The organism is Pseudonocardia sp. TMWB2A (assembly GCF_017312135.1).
In genome coordinates this window covers 2733428-2747216 of the sequence record NZ_QKQY01000001.1, presented here as the reverse complement: position 1 = coordinate 2747216, position 13789 = coordinate 2733428, and the positions used below count along the sequence as shown (strand labels likewise).

Sequence of the window (13789 nt, the reverse complement as noted above, 5' to 3'; positions counted from 1 at the left end):
TTTATATCTGTCTAACGGGATAACCCGGCTTATTGTGCAGCGGCTTCCTTATCAGCCTTGGCCTTGGCGCCGTCTTCAATCGCTTTGAAGAGGATGCGCTTGGCGTCTTCGGCATCGCCCCATTTGCCGACGCGGACCCATTTTTCTTTTTCAAGGTCTTTATAATGGGTGAAAAAATGTTCGATCTGCGCAAGCACGATCGAGGGCAGATCCTGCCGCTCACCCACATCGGTATAATAAGGGAAGGTCGAATCGACCGGCACGCAGATGAGCTTTTCATCGCCGCCATGTTCGTCTTCAAGGTTGAGAACGCCGATGGGGCGCGCACGCACGACCGATCCCGGCACGAAGGGCGAGCGGGCGATGACCAGCGCGTCCAGCGGGTCGCCATCGGGCGACAGCGTGTGCGGGATGAAGCCGTAATTGGCGGGGTAGCGCATCGGCGTGTGGAGGATACGGTCGACGAACAACGCGCCCGATTCCTTGTCGAATTCATATTTGACCGGCTCGCCGCCGACCGGCACTTCGATGATCACATTGATGCTGTCGGGAACATTGTCCCCGATCGGAATCTTGTCGATATTCATGGGATAAGTCTCTTTATCCTAATAGTTTACGGGCGTCGCTACATCCTCTTTGCGCGGGATGTTTACGGCGTTTGCGGCTTCAAGAGACGGTCAAGCCCGCTCTCGCCCCCTCCAATTTTTTCGAGCACCGGATAGCGCAGTCCGCCCTGATAAGCGAGGTCCAAATTTTCATAATAATCGCCCTTTTGCAGGATGAATTTTATGGGGTTTTTGCTGCCTTTGACCGCGGTAATCGCGTCCTTGAGCGCCTCCTTGGAATAGGCGCGGCCATTCACAGACAGGATTTTGGTGCCGACCGTGATGCCATTCTGGAACGCGGGGCTGTCCCACATCACCGCGGTCACCTTGGCGTCCTTGTTGACCGTCATGCCGAGCGAATAGCTGAGGTCCAGATTGCTGTCCTCGACCGACTTCAGATAGTCATTCTGCTTGTCGGTATAAGTCAGGCGATAGCCATTATTGGTGAAGCCGTTGAGGTTGAGCGTCGGCGCGGGCTTGTTGATGCGCGTGTCAAGAAAGCTTGCCCAATCATAAGGCACGATCTGGTTAAGCGCGGTCACAATATCGCCGAACACAAACGGTTTGACCTTGTAATCGCCGGGGGTGCCGCCGTAGAAAATCTTGGCGAAATCGTCGATCGACTTTTTGCCCTTGGACTGCGCGCGGATGATGCTGTCGGCTTCGAGCCAGACGACCAGTCCTTCATTATAATAATCTTCCGACCGCTGCATCGACACCCAGCCTTTGGGGCGGCGCGCGGTGATGATGGGGTCGTGGGTGGTGTCCTCCAGCGCGCGCCAGTTGCGGCCCTTGCGCTCGGCAAGGTTGGCGGCAATCGCGGCGAGCGCGTCCAGCGTCTGTTGCTTGCTAAACAGGCCGGAGCGTGCGCCCAGCACATAGCCGTAAAACTGGTCAATGCCTTCATAAGCCCAAAGGAGGTTATTCTGCATCGGTGTGCGGAAATCGGGCGTCGCAAGCCCTGCCGGACGGCGATATTTGCCCGCCCAGCTATGGGTATATTCATGCGGCAACAGGTTGCGGCGGCCCGGCCCCTTATCCCATTCAAGGAAATAGCCGGGGTTCACCCCATTTTCCGAGCTGCGATGATGTTCAAGCCCAATGCCGCCCATCTCGTCGGTGAGCGCGGTCAGGAAATCATAATGGTCGAAATGTTCCATCCCGAACGCGGCCTTGGCTTCGGCGACCAGCTTTTTGTGCATCGCAATCTGTTCGGGCTTGGCGGCAAGGTCTTTGGCCTCGTCAGCAAACCAGTTAGCGGTGACGGTCGGCGAAAGCTTGTCCTGCCGGTAATATTTGCCCGCAAAGATCGGCGAATCCACGAGAGTTTCATAATTGGTGCGCTCGTAATTGATGGTATTGCCCTTGCGCGAAGACACACGCAGCGCACCGGCCTGCGTCCATCCGGCAGGATAGGTGACCGACATATCGACAGGGATCTGGCGCACATAATAGCCCGCCGGATAGAGCGACACGCTATTGGGTTGCAGGTTGAGCATCGCGGGCGTCATCACGATACGTCCTTGGTCGGACACGGTGGCCGACGCGAATTTGAACTGCGCGCGGATATTCTTTGCGCCCTCCGGCACGGGAATATGGAAAGCGAACACATCAAGGCTGTCGCGCGTCCATTGGACCGGCTTGCCATCGACCGAAAAGCGGATGTCGACAATCTTTTCAATCTGCCCGCGCGGGGCATGGTTGCCGGGGAGCCATGCGGGGAAGAGCAGGGTTACATTGCCGGTGGCTGCCACCGGAATCGACTGGTCGACCACAAAAATACCGCGCGTCGTATCGCTCGCATCGACACTGAGTTTCATCACGCCGGGATAGGCGACATCCTTGGGCGCGGGAATATTATGCCCGGTGGCTTGCGGGTAGACAAAATCAGCCGCGCTTTCCTGCGCCATGATGGGCGTGGCGGTGGTGGCGAGCAAAAGCGATAAGATGAAAATGCGCATGGTTTCTCCTGTTGGCCCCGGTCTAATTGCCGAGCATATTGATGGTAAAAGCGATGATGCCGATGTTGAACACAAAGGCTTCAAGACAGTGCCAAGTCGAGACCCGGCGGATTTTGCTGTCGGTAATATTGATGTCCGCGGTCTGGAAAGTCATCCCCAAAATCAACGAAAAATGGAGGAAATCATGATAATCGGGCGTTTTGGTGCTGGGGATGGCCAGCCCCCCTGCAAACTTGCCCGCCGAGCCGTCCCTATCATCGAGCGAATAATAAAGATGCGCATAATGGAGCGCATAAACGCTATTGGCGAACAGCCAGCATAGAGCGAGCGTCACCACCACCAGCATTTTGGAATAATCGCTCCCGCCTGTCACCACCACGGTGAGCGCGCCCAATATCACCGCGCAAATGCCGATGGTGATGACCAGCAACGCAATCCGGTTGGCGTCATTGTCGCGCGCATGGCGGCTTATATCCTGCGGGTTATCGGTTTGGAAAAGCGGGATGAGCGAGGCCAAAAACAGGAAGGTGACAATATCGAAGCCGACAAGGAAATCCTCGATTCCCTTATGCGGACCAAAAGTGGCATATCCGCCTGCGGCTGCCAGCCCGATGGCATAAGCGATAAAGCGCGGCGGCGCGATGCGATTGCCGATTTTTTTATCGCTGGTTGTGGATATTGTCATGACTGTGCGGCACCCTAGCCATGTCGGGCGAATTACACTAGAGGGCAGCGCCTATGGCCAAGATTCAAACACCCCAGCCCATCCGCGGCACCCAGGATATTTTCGGCGACGCGCAAGAGCGTTTTGCCCATGTGGTCGAAACCTTCAACCGCGTGCGCAAGCTTTATGGTTTCAAGGGCGTCGAAATGCCGGTGATCGAGCCGACCGGCGTGTTCGCGCGCTCGCTTGGCGAAACCACCGATATTGTGTCCAAAGAAATGTACACATTCGAAGATCGCGGCGGGGAATCGGTGACCTTGCGCCCCGAATTTACCGCCGGATTATGCCGCGCTTACATCACCAATGGCTGGCAGCAATATGCGCCGCTGAAACTCTCCACTTGGGGGCCGCTATTCCGTTACGAGCGCCCGCAAAAGGGCCGCTATCGCCAGTTCCACCAGATTGATGCCGAAATTATCGGCGCGGCGGAACCGGCGGCGGACGTGGATTTGCTCGTCATGGCCGACCAGTTGCTCAAGGAATTGGGCATAGATGATGGCGTGACGTTGCAGCTTAATACGCTTGGTGATGCCGAAAGCCGCGAAGCGTGGCGCGGGGGGCTGGTCGCGCATTTTGAAGCGCATAAGGATCAGCTTTCGGACGAAAGCCTTGATCGCCTGACACGCAACCCGCTGCGCATTTTGGACAGCAAAGACCCGCGCGACATTCCAGTGGCGCAATCCGCGCCCGACATTGATGCGTATCTGACCGACGATGCGCGCGCCTATTTTGCCGCGGTGACGGCGGGGCTGGATGCGGCGGGGGTCGCTTGGACGCGCAACCCGCGACTGGTGCGCGGCATGGACTATTACCGCCACACCGCGTTTGAGTTCGTCACCGACCGGCTTGGTGCGCAAGGCACTGTGCTGGGCGGCGGCCGCTATGACGGGTTGATTGAAGCGCTGGGCGGCCCGGCAACGCCTGCAGTTGGTTGGGCGGCGGGCATCGAGCGGTTGGCGATGTTGATTGATGCGCCGCGCTTAAAAGGACTCGATGTAGCGGTTGTTGTAGAATCCGATACCGTCATAGAAATTGGTATTTGGTTAGCGTCAGCGCTACGTTCTAACGGAGTATCAACTGAAATAGTTGCTGCGGGTTCTAGCAAGAAGCGCTTTGACAAGGGAGTGAAGCTCAATCCAAAGTTTGTGTTTTCGATCAACGATTTTATGGCCGAAGATGATGAGGTCGCAAAAATACGCGTGAAATGCTTAGGCTCGGACTGGAATTTCACTGAACAGTTGGAGTCGATCTTGCGAGTTGCCTTGATAACCAGTTTTGATGTTGTTCCCGTAAGCGAAAACCTTCTTTCCGCTAACGAATTAACGCTATTTCCTTATTCAGATAGATGACCGTCATATCTTACCCTCGTCATTCCCGCGAAAGCGGGAATCCATCTGATGCCCCTTCGGTAAACCTTCCGGTCCGGAGATGGACCCCCGCCTGTGCGGGGGTGACGACATACGGGGTAGAGGACGCATCTCTAAGCCCCTCCTCCTTCAGGGGAGGGGCAACGGAGACTTATGAATTTGAAGCGCAGCGAAAATTCTTAGTCGTAGTGGGGTGGGGGCTATCAGCCGACCACGGTGGAAGACGGACAGCCCCTCCCCCAACCCCTCCCGTAAACGGGAGGGGCTTCGTATGACCCCCATCTCTGAAGACCGTATCTTCGGCATCATTGCGCGCTTTGAGGAACTGGAAGCCAAAATGGCGTCCGGTACGCTCGATGGCGACGCCTTTGTCAAAGCCTCGCGCGATTATGCCGAACTGGAACCGGTCGCCAAAGCCGCAGCAGGCGTGCGCGATTTGCGCGCGGAATTGGCCTCCTTGCAAGAGATGGTGGCGGACGGCGGCGACCCCGATCTTGTCGCGATGGGCAAGGAAGAAATCGCCGCTATCGAAGAGCGTTTGCCCCAAGCCGAACGCGACCTCGCTATCTCGCTCCTCCCCCGCGATGCCGCCGATGACCGCCCCGCCATGCTCGAAATCCGGGCTGGCACGGGCGGCGATGAAGCGGCGCTGTTCGGCGGCGATCTCCTGCGTATGTATGAAAAATATGCGGCCTCGCGCGGGTGGAAGCTTGAAATCATGTCGGCCAATGAAGCCGATGTCGGCGGCTACAAAGAAGTCGTCGCCTCGATCAAAGGCACCGGCGTATTCGCGCGGCTGAAATTTGAAAGCGGCGTCCACCGCGTCCAGCGCGTGCCCGTGACCGAAAGCGGCGGGCGCATCCATACGTCCGCTGCGACCGTCGCGGTGTTGCCCGAAGCCGAAGAGGTTGACGTCGCCATTAACGAAAGCGACCTGCGCGTCGATATTTACCGCTCGTCGGGCGCGGGCGGGCAGCATGTCAACACAACCGACAGCGCGATCCGCATCACCCATATTCCGACCGGCCTTGTCGTCACCTGTCAGGATGAACGCTCGCAGCATAAGAACCGCGCCAAGGCGATGAAGGTGCTGGCGACGCGGCTTTATGATATGGAACGCGAGCGGCTCCACGCCGAACAAGCGGGCGCGCGCAAGTCGATGGTGGGTTCGGGCGACCGCTCCGAGCGCATCCGCACCTATAATTTCCCGCAAGGCCGCGTCACCGACCATCGCATCAACCTGACCCTCCACCGCTTGCCGGAAATATTGGAGGGGGATTTGGATGAAATGGTCGATGCGTTGATCTTCCAGGATCAGGCCGAACGTCTGGCCGGGCTGGAAGGGTGAGGACCGCCCGCGAGGCTGTCCGTGCTGCCGCTGAACGGCTGGGGCCGATCAGCTACACGCCCGAACTGGATGCCGAATTATTGATGGCCCATGCGCTTGGCCTCACCCGCAGCGACTATCTGCTCAAAAGCCGCGATCTTACCGAACCGCAAGATTTTTGGCCGATGGTCGAACGGCGCGCGCTGTATGAGCCGGTGGCCTATATTCTGGGCCATCAGCCTTTCTGGACGATTGACCTCAAGGTCAAACCCGGCGTCCTCATCCCGCGCGCCGATTCCGAAACATTGATCGAAGCGGCGGTGGGCCACTTTGGCCCGCAAGGCCCGTCCATCATGCTCGACATCGGAAGCGGCCCCGGCACCTTGCTGCTCGCCGCGCTCGATGAATGGCCGCGCGCGGTTGGCGTCGGGGTAGAACGCTCGGCACTCGCGCGCGAACTGGCCGAACAAAATGCCGAAAACCTCGGCATGGAGCCGCGCACCATGTGGTTCCGGCGTGACTGGACCGAGGAAAATTGGTGGCTCGGCATTGGCGGGCCATTTGACCTTATCCTGTGCAATCCACCTTATATCGAGGTTGCGGCAGAATTGATGCCGCAAGTCGCGGACTATGAACCGCATGAGGCGCTGTTTGCCGGAATCGACGGACTCGACGATTATCGCCTATTGCTGCCGGTGCTGGACCATCTGCTCGCGCCGCAGGGCGTTGCGATCTTCGAAATCGGCTGGACGCAGGCGGCGAGCGTCACAAAACTTGCCGAATCGCAAGGATTTGACGTGACTTTATTCCATGATCTGGGCGGGCGTGATCGTGCGCTTTTGCTAAAAAGAAAGGCGTAAATCGCGCTTTTAGTCGCTTTTTACTTGTTTTCGGGCGCAAACTGGATAAGGCGTTGGTTCAAGGGACGCGCCGGTAGTCTTGATTTGACCCCTTCGCCCTCCCTTAGCTCCCACAGCGCATCGATGGATTGCCCCGTGGCTCCCCCAAGAGTCCGGTGCCATAAAATCAAGGCTGATGGCCGGAATATCCGTCGGACACAAGATTTCCGATACGGGTGTTTCACACACCGAAACGTCCGGGGATTGGCATGAAGTCATGCGATCCGGGGGGACGGATAAGGAAAGTATGATTTCGGTTTGAACGCTTTTTTGACAATAGGGATAGAAGCTCGGTGATCAATAACCGTCAAGGCAACCGTCGTCGCGGTCGCAACAATTCGCCACGCCAGAATAATAACCGGAGTGGCGGCGACAGCGCCAATCGTATCGACAGCCGCGCACGCGGCAATGCAGCGCAACTCCTTGAAAAATATAAAAATATGGCGCGCGATGCACAAATGCAGGGCGACCGCGTCCTGACCGAATATTATCTGCAATTCGCCGACCATTATTTCCGCGTGCTCGCCGATGTGCGCGCGCGTCAGGAAGAACAGCAGGCCGAACGCCGCGCCCGCCATGAAGAACGCAGCCAGAATTGGCGCGACGACAATGGCCGCGACTTTAACGGCCGCGAAGAAAATGAAGGCAGCGAGATTGAAGGCGTCGAACATGGCGTCGAAGGCGAGCCGATGCTCGAAGGCCCCGCTACGCGCGATGATCGCGACTTTTCCGACAATGATGGCGCCGAAGACCGCCCGCGCCGTGGCCGTCAGCCGCGCGCGGACCGTGGTGGTGATCGTGGCGGTGATCGGGGTAGCGAACGTACTGAGCGCAATGATCGCGCCGAACGTCCTGCACGCACCGAACGCGCGCCCCGTGGCCGCAAGCCCGCTGTCGCTGCCAATGGCCATGATGACGCGAATGACGCGCCGCTGGGCCTTGACGCATCACTGCTGCCGCCCTCGATTGCGCCCGTTTCGGATGCAGGCGAAGGCGATGAAGCTGCCGCTGCCCCGCGCCCGCGCCGGGGCCGACGTCCCAAGGCGGAAAGTGTTGCGGCTGGCCCTGATACGAATAGCCCTGACGCAATTGGGCGTGATGCGGCCGACGCTGCCGACGGATAATCGCCGGGAGTAGCGCACCATGCCGACCGCTTCGCCTTGCGCAAGCGTCGCGCCTGAAGCAGGCGTCGACCGCCCGCGCTTCGACTTTGCGATCCACGCAACCGAAGGCAAGGCGCGCACTGGCGTCATCCGGATGCAGCGCGGCGACATCCGCACGCCTGCTTTCATGCCGGTCGGCACGGCTGGCACGGTCAAGGGCCTGCGCCCCGCCGAAGTGCGTGCGACCGGCGCGGACATTATCCTTGGCAATACCTATCATCTGATGCTGCGCCCCGGTGCGGAGCGGGTGGCGAAACTTGGCGGTTTGCACGCCTTTTCCGGATGGGGTCGTCCGATTCTGACCGACAGCGGCGGTTATCAGGTGATGAGCCTGTCCGCGCTCACCAAAAGGTCGGAAGAAGGCGTTGTATTTGCAAGCCACCTCGACGGCTCGCGCCATATGCTGTCGCCCGAACGCTCGATGGAAATCCAGCGTTTGCTCGGCTCCGACATTGTGATGGCGTTTGACGAGCTGGTGCCGACGACTTCGACGCCGAAAGAGCAGACCCAAGCGATGGAACGCTCGATGCGCTGGGCCAAACGCTCGCGCGCAGGTTTTGACAGCGATGAAGGCCATGCCAGCCGCGCGGCCTTGTTCGGCATCCAGCAGGGCGCGCTCGATGAAGCGTTGCGCAAATCCTCGGCGGACGCGCTCATCGACATCGGTTTTGACGGCTATGCAGTTGGCGGCCTTGCGGTGGGCGAAGGGCAGGAGGCGATGTTCGCCTGTCTCGATTTCGCACCGTCACAATTGCCGCACGACAAGCCGCGCTATCTGATGGGAGTCGGCAAGCCCGACGACCTCGTCGGCGCGGTCGCGCGCGGGATTGATATGTTCGATTGCGTGTTGCCGACGCGCTCGGGCCGCAACGGGCAGGCCTTCACTTGGAATGGTCCGCTCAATATCCGTAATGCCAAACATGCCGAAGATAGCGGGCCGCTTGATGCGCGTTGCGGCTGTCCGGTATGCACGACATGGAGCCGCGCCTATCTCCATCATCTGGTGAAAGCGGGCGAAATGCTGGGCGCGATGCTGATGACCCAACATAATATCCATTTTTATGAAGATTTGATGGCCGCGATGCGCGCAGCGATTGCCGACCAACGCTTTGCCGCCTTTGAAGCTGATTTCCGCCGCGATTATTTCGCCGGACGGTAAGTTTCTGCGTCAATCAAGCGTCGGGAAGTGGATATGGAAGGTGCCGCTTTCGCCGTCATAATCGAGTGCTTGGCGCAGTTGCCGTGACAATCCGGTCAACACGCGATCAAACCGGTGGTGGAGCAAGCCGGTCACTTTCTCGCCCGCTTTCAACGCATCGGACTGGATCGACAATGCGGCCATATGGCTTTCATCCGTGCAGCGATGCACATGGATGGTGAGCGGCTGCGTCGGGTCGGAGAGCAGCGCAAGTTCGCCGATTTCGGTGAAGAGGAACGACACCGGCACCGCAATATCCTGCTGGATCTGCATCGCGGCGGCATCGACCGTGACCGCAGCATGGGCATCCATCGGCGTATTGCCTTTAAGCCCCGCCGCCAGCTCGCTGAGGAGCGGGCGCAGCGCAATGCCTTCATTATCCTCCAGCTCGGCAAAATGGTTGCGATGGACCGCCGACAGCGCGCCGACGCGCCGCTGGATCGACCGGTAGGTTTCCATCGCCTCGACCGTATCTGCTGCGCGGCTGTGGATATTGAGCAGGCTTGCGATAATCTGGAGGTTGTTTTTGACGCGGTGATGCACCTCGCGGGTCAACAAGGTCTGGCGCTCCAGCCCGCTCGCAAGGTCACGCTTGTCGCGTGCGACCATTTCGGACAGGTCGGTCATGTCCTGCTCAAGACTGCTGATTTCCGCCGCTACGCCGGGGCCGCGCGGCTGGGCGCGATAGCGTTGACCGGGGCGGTAATGTGCAACAGTGCGCTGGATGTCGCGCAAGGGCCGCAGCAGCAATTTATTGACGAGCAACCATGCAAGGCCCCCTGCCAAAAGCCACATGCCAAGCGGCGCGAGCAGCGAGATAATGTCGGTCCCCGACACCGATTTGCGCCGCGAGGCAATCTCCAGCGTCGTCCCCGTGCGCCCCACCGGACTGGTCGCGGACAGGCTGTTGCCCGGCACCCACACGCCGACCTGTGTGGTAATATCAATCTGGCGGTCGCCTTGTGTCAGATAGAGATTATAGTCGGGCAGCTCGGTATTGGGCTGCGACAATTCTTCTAACATTGTCCATGGATAAACCATCATCGCGACTAAAGGCGTGCCATTGCCGTCCGTCACCGGCAAAATGTCGATAACCGATTTCAGATCTTCGCTGATTTCCAGATGGTTTTTGCTGCGCGGCAGGGTGGATAGCACCGCATCGCTGTCGGACCGCGACTCATGGCATAGATGGGCACCGCTGCGCGCATCGAGCAAATGGAGTTCGGGGGCGGCGCTTTTATTGGTGGATAGCGCGCGGCTAATATCCTGGCACAAACTATGGAAATCGGTGCGGGTCGGCACCAGCGCCGGGATGGTGGACGGCGTTGCGGGTGCCGCCGTCGCCGCTGTGCCCGATGGCGCGCTTTCCGCGTCTCCCTCGCCTGCCGGTGTCAGCCGGAAGGATTCAAGCGGACGGCGGACAATATCTTCATCCGTCACCAAAGTAGATGCGATTCGCCGCGCAATATCGCGATTGGCCCCCGAAATCAGCGCAAGCCGTTCCTCGTCCGCCGATTGGGCCGAGCGCACATTGGCGATGAAGGTGATGAGCGCCAGCGGGGCAAGCGCGATGAGAATGGCAATGAATAATTTGCGGCCCGTCGGCATATGGTAATACCAAGCCATCAACCGCTCATAGGGCGGACGGAGATTATCCTTGCCCTTGTTATTGCCGGATTTGGCCTGCGCACCAAAAGGCTGCGCTACAGCCTCTTCCGACGGGACGGGATCGGGCGGGAGTGGCGCATCGCGGAGCTCAACAGCGGATTCGGTTGGCTGAGCGTCCATTTACCCCTTCAAACCTTTGATCCGGAAACATAAATCACCGCTTACCGGCGCGCATCGCCGCAAGCATATGGAGGATGAACCCCCCATAGTCCGGCAGGTTCCCTTGAAAATCGAGATTTTGTGCGCCGGATAAAGGGGTGGTCCGGACAGATCAGCCAAGCTTCTTCAACAAATCCATCATCGAATCCGGAACCGCTTCATCGAGCGTGGTCTGATAAGCCTGTTTCAGCGACGAGGAGAGTTGGCCCAGCCGCTCTTTGTCCTTGGCCTTATCCTTGCCCGGTTTGGCGGGGGTTTTAGTGGCGGTAATCCCGGCAACAGAAAGGCCCGGCAGGTCACATGTCCCGTCGGCCATTGCGCTTTTCGCCAGGTCTTTCCCCCGGTCTTTCCCCAAGTCTTTATCTGCGCCTGTACCAGTTGCGCCGACATGCTCATTCTTTTGTACGGGTTCCATATCAGCCCCAGATTTGTTCCTTATGCCTATGCCCGTCCGACCCGCATAACCCTTGTCCGGGTCTTATTCTCATCCGGTCGCGAAACGCAAATTGTAAATTAGGCGATAGTGCGATCAGGCCGATTGGTGATTATTTAGCGTTGTATGAAACCTATTTCCCGCTCATTGGTTCCATGTAAATCAGCGGGGTAGAATTTCGGGGGCGTTGACGCGCGTCCGGATGAAAGCTTTTCTGCTGGTTGCGTGTCCCAAAAGACGTAAATTTGAATAGACGAAATTTTTATAGTCGGAAAATAATCGGGAGGTTTTTCCTTAATGTCGCTTGGTCAGAAAATTGCACCCCATCTCCCTTTTTTGCGGCGTTATGCCCGCGCGCTTACCGGTTCACAGGATAATGGGGATGCGTATGTGCGCGCGACGCTTGAGGCGCTGATTGCCGCGCCTGACGAATTTCCCGACACGGTCGAACCGCGCTTGGGTCTTTACCGCACCTTCCATGTGATCTGGAACAGCGCGCGCGTCGATGCGGGCGATAGCGATGTTGCGGGCGATGCTGCCGAACAGATTGCAGCGCAGCGTCTTGCGCGCATTTCGCCGCAATCGCGTCAGGCTTTGCTGTTGACCGCGATGGAAGGCTTCACCACCGAAGATGCCGCTTATATTCTCGATACCGACAGCAGCAGCACCGGGCTTCTCGTCGCTGAAGCCCTCGCCGAAATCGACAAGCAGACCAAGGCGCGCGTGCTGATTATCGAAGACGAGCCGATTATCGCGATGGACATTGAAGCGATTGTCCGGGATCTTGGCCATGATGTGACCGGCGTTGCGGTAACGCGCGACGAAGCGGTTGCCGAAGCGCAGGCCAATCCGCCAACTTTAGTGCTGAGTGACATCCAGCTTGCCGATAATAGTTCGGGCATTGATGCGGTGCAGGATATTTTGAACGACCATGACGTGCCGGTCATCTTCATCACCGCTTTCCCCGAACGCCTGCTGACCGGCGACCGTCCGGAGCCGACCTTCCTCATCACCAAGCCGTTCCAGCCGGCAACGGTGAAAGCGGCAATTTCGCAAGCCCTGTTCTTCAACGAGGCGACCGTTCCGGCCTGAGCGCGGGCAGCATTTTATCCTGCGAAGGACATCTGAATAATTTTGTATAATCTTAACATCGTAAAATTGGCTTCATCTGTCCGTCCCGCTATAGGCGGAGCAGATGGACTGTCGGCGCTGCCTTCTTCATGCGCCGGGATGGGGACAGAATGAGCCGGACTATGGCAGCACGAGATTCCAAAGCAGCGGCGCAAGCCTCCGTGCGTGCTTCTGCACAGGCTGGCGCGCAGACAAGTGCGCGCGCCCAGTCTAGTAGTGAGTCCGGCGATGCTGCGGCGGACAATGTGGACAATCGCGCACCGGTCGAACGGCTGAGCGACGATGCGTTCCGCGACCAGCTTGGCGAGGTCATTCCGCACTTGCGCGCTTTTGGCCGCTCGCTGTCGGGTAATCGCGACACCGCCGATGATCTGGTGCAGGAAACCTTGCTCAAAGCATGGGCGGCGCGCGCGCGTTTCCATGCGGGCACCAGTATGCGCGCCTGGACCTTCACCATTTTGCGTAACCTGTTCCTGTCGCAAATGCGCCGCGCGCGGTTCAAGGGCGAATGGGATGATCTGACCGCCGAGCGCAGCTTGGCCGCGCCTGCCAGTCAGGACGGCAGCGTCGATCTTTCCGATCTTCAGCGCGCGCTGATGCTGCTCCCGCAAAACCAGCGCGAGGCGTTGATTCTGGTCGGGGCAGGCGGTTTTGCCTATGAAGAAGCCGCCGATATTTGCGGCGTTGCGGTCGGCACGATCAAAAGCCGCGTGGCGCGCGGGCGTGTGGCTCTGGAAGATATTATGGCGGGCGATGCGCTCCCCAAACGTTCCGATTCGGGCGTGTCGGGCGAAACCGCGCTCACCGAAATCCTTGCCGATGTGGACCGGCTCAGCCGTCAGGATTGATTGGGTGTAAAAGGGTCGGGGGAAGCTTTAAGAGCAGTCTCCGCCGCACTAGAGCGCGTTTAGCTTAATTTTGCGAGCAAATCCTGGAACGGATCATCGCCCGTGGCCGTGGCCGCGTTACCTGCGCCCTCGCGCGCGTCGAAACAATAGCGCAAGCTCATGCCGATCTGCCCCAGCTCGTCACAATGAACGCCGTTCAGCGTCATATCCGACGCGAGGCGCGCCGCCGCAGCGCGGCACGGACGGGCCGTGGAGGCCTCGGCGGCGTTGGGGATAAGGGCATCAAAATCATTCATCCCGTCTCAA

13 protein-coding genes are annotated in these 13789 nt (G+C 58.8%); 7 read left to right on the top strand and 6 right to left on the bottom strand.

The features are described 5' to 3' along the window. Nucleotides 1-29: 29 nt before the first annotated feature. The 3 genes from ppa to DMP17_RS12810 all read right to left on the bottom strand — a co-directional run bounded on the left by ppa (nt 30) and on the right by DMP17_RS12810 (nt 3251). Nucleotides 30-587, bottom strand: coding sequence for an inorganic diphosphatase (ppa, locus tag DMP17_RS12820; protein WP_337829465.1), 558 nt, complete (start codon nt 585-587; stop codon nt 30-32). 62 nt (nt 588-649) lie between these two features. After that, nucleotides 650-2566, bottom strand: a complete 1917-nt coding sequence (locus DMP17_RS12815; protein WP_337829464.1) for a M61 family metallopeptidase — start codon at nt 2564-2566, stop codon at nt 650-652. 22 nt (nt 2567-2588) lie between these two features. Further along, a complete protein-coding gene (locus DMP17_RS12810; RefSeq protein ID WP_337829463.1) occupies nt 2589-3251 on the bottom strand; it encodes a DUF1345 domain-containing protein in 663 nt (220 codons plus the stop codon). A 53-nt stretch (nt 3252-3304) separates the two neighbouring features. On the opposite strand from DMP17_RS12810, the gene hisS reads away from it, so the two are divergent. The 5 genes from hisS (at nt 3305) to tgt (ending at nt 9205) form a co-directional block, all read left to right on the top strand. Next, nucleotides 3305-4639 (top strand): histidine--tRNA ligase, encoded by a 1335-nt coding sequence (gene hisS / locus DMP17_RS12805; protein ID WP_337829462.1) that lies wholly within the window; start codon nt 3305-3307, stop codon nt 4637-4639. A gap of 289 nt (nt 4640-4928) precedes the next feature. Next, complete coding sequence (gene prfA / locus DMP17_RS12800; protein WP_337829461.1) at nt 4929-6005, top strand: peptide chain release factor 1; 1077 nt, start codon at nt 4929-4931, stop codon at nt 6003-6005. Beyond that, nucleotides 6002-6844, top strand: a complete 843-nt coding sequence (gene prmC, locus DMP17_RS12795) for a peptide chain release factor N(5)-glutamine methyltransferase (RefSeq protein ID WP_337829460.1) — start codon at nt 6002-6004, stop codon at nt 6842-6844. The genes prfA and prmC overlap by 4 nt, the downstream gene beginning before the upstream one ends. Nucleotides 6845-7176: 332 nt before the next feature. Then, complete coding sequence (locus tag DMP17_RS46390) at nt 7177-8007, top strand: DUF4167 domain-containing protein (protein WP_443217862.1); 831 nt, start codon at nt 7177-7179, stop codon at nt 8005-8007. Nucleotides 8008-8026: 19 nt separating this feature from the next. Further along, nucleotides 8027-9205, top strand: coding sequence for a tRNA guanosine(34) transglycosylase Tgt (gene tgt, locus DMP17_RS12785; protein ID WP_337829458.1), 1179 nt, complete (start codon nt 8027-8029; stop codon nt 9203-9205). Nucleotides 9206-9214: 9 nt separating this feature from the next. On the opposite strand, the gene DMP17_RS12780 is transcribed toward tgt, so the two are convergent. Continuing rightward, nucleotides 9215-11032 carry a sensor histidine kinase gene (locus DMP17_RS12780; RefSeq protein ID WP_337829457.1) on the bottom strand — a complete coding sequence of 606 codons (1818 nt, stop codon included), beginning with the start codon at nt 11030-11032 and terminating at the stop codon, nt 9215-9217. Nucleotides 11033-11183: 151 nt separating this feature from the next. Then, a complete protein-coding gene (locus DMP17_RS12775; protein WP_337829456.1) occupies nt 11184-11486 on the bottom strand; it encodes a NepR family anti-sigma factor in 303 nt (100 codons plus the stop codon). Between the two features lie 315 nt (nt 11487-11801). Here DMP17_RS12775 and DMP17_RS12770 point away from each other — a divergent pair, with 315 nt between their 5' ends. Together DMP17_RS12770 and DMP17_RS12765 are read left to right on the top strand one after the other, a co-directional pair. After that, nucleotides 11802-12596: a response regulator gene (locus DMP17_RS12770; RefSeq protein WP_337829455.1), complete on the top strand. Its 795-nt coding sequence runs from the start codon at nt 11802-11804 to the stop codon at nt 12594-12596. Nucleotides 12597-12757: 161 nt separating this feature from the next. Further along, the gene (locus tag DMP17_RS12765; RefSeq protein WP_337829454.1) at nt 12758-13483 is read left to right on the top strand and encodes a sigma-70 family RNA polymerase sigma factor; all 726 of its coding nucleotides are present in this window, start codon (nt 12758-12760) and stop codon (nt 13481-13483) included. A gap of 59 nt (nt 13484-13542) precedes the next feature. On the opposite strand, the gene DMP17_RS12760 is transcribed toward DMP17_RS12765, so the two are convergent. Next, nucleotides 13543-13779 carry a hypothetical protein gene (locus tag DMP17_RS12760; RefSeq protein ID WP_337829453.1) on the bottom strand — a complete coding sequence of 79 codons (237 nt, stop codon included), beginning with the start codon at nt 13777-13779 and terminating at the stop codon, nt 13543-13545. Nucleotides 13780-13789 lie beyond the last annotated feature (10 nt).

Coding starts and splice junctions, on each gene's coding strand:
- ppa (WP_337829465.1), bottom strand. CDS start 587: ATGAATATCGACAAGATTCCGATCGGGGACAATGTTCCCGACAGCATC.
- DMP17_RS12815 (WP_337829464.1), bottom strand. CDS start 2,566: ATGCGCATTTTCATCTTATCGCTTTTGCTCGCCACCACCGCCACGCCC.
- DMP17_RS12810 (WP_337829463.1), bottom strand. CDS start 3,251: ATGACAATATCCACAACCAGCGATAAAAAAATCGGCAATCGCATCGCG.
- hisS (WP_337829462.1), top strand. CDS start 3,305: ATGGCCAAGATTCAAACACCCCAGCCCATCCGCGGCACCCAGGATATT.
- prfA (WP_337829461.1), top strand. CDS start 4,929: ATGACCCCCATCTCTGAAGACCGTATCTTCGGCATCATTGCGCGCTTT.
- tgt (WP_337829458.1), top strand. CDS start 8,027: ATGCCGACCGCTTCGCCTTGCGCAAGCGTCGCGCCTGAAGCAGGCGTC.
- DMP17_RS12780 (WP_337829457.1), bottom strand. CDS start 11,032: ATGGACGCTCAGCCAACCGAATCCGCTGTTGAGCTCCGCGATGCGCCA.
- DMP17_RS12775 (WP_337829456.1), bottom strand. CDS start 11,486: ATGGAACCCGTACAAAAGAATGAGCATGTCGGCGCAACTGGTACAGGC.
- DMP17_RS12770 (WP_337829455.1), top strand. CDS start 11,802: ATGTCGCTTGGTCAGAAAATTGCACCCCATCTCCCTTTTTTGCGGCGT.
- DMP17_RS12765 (WP_337829454.1), top strand. CDS start 12,758: ATGGCAGCACGAGATTCCAAAGCAGCGGCGCAAGCCTCCGTGCGTGCT.
- DMP17_RS12760 (WP_337829453.1), bottom strand. CDS start 13,779: ATGAATGATTTTGATGCCCTTATCCCCAACGCCGCCGAGGCCTCCACG.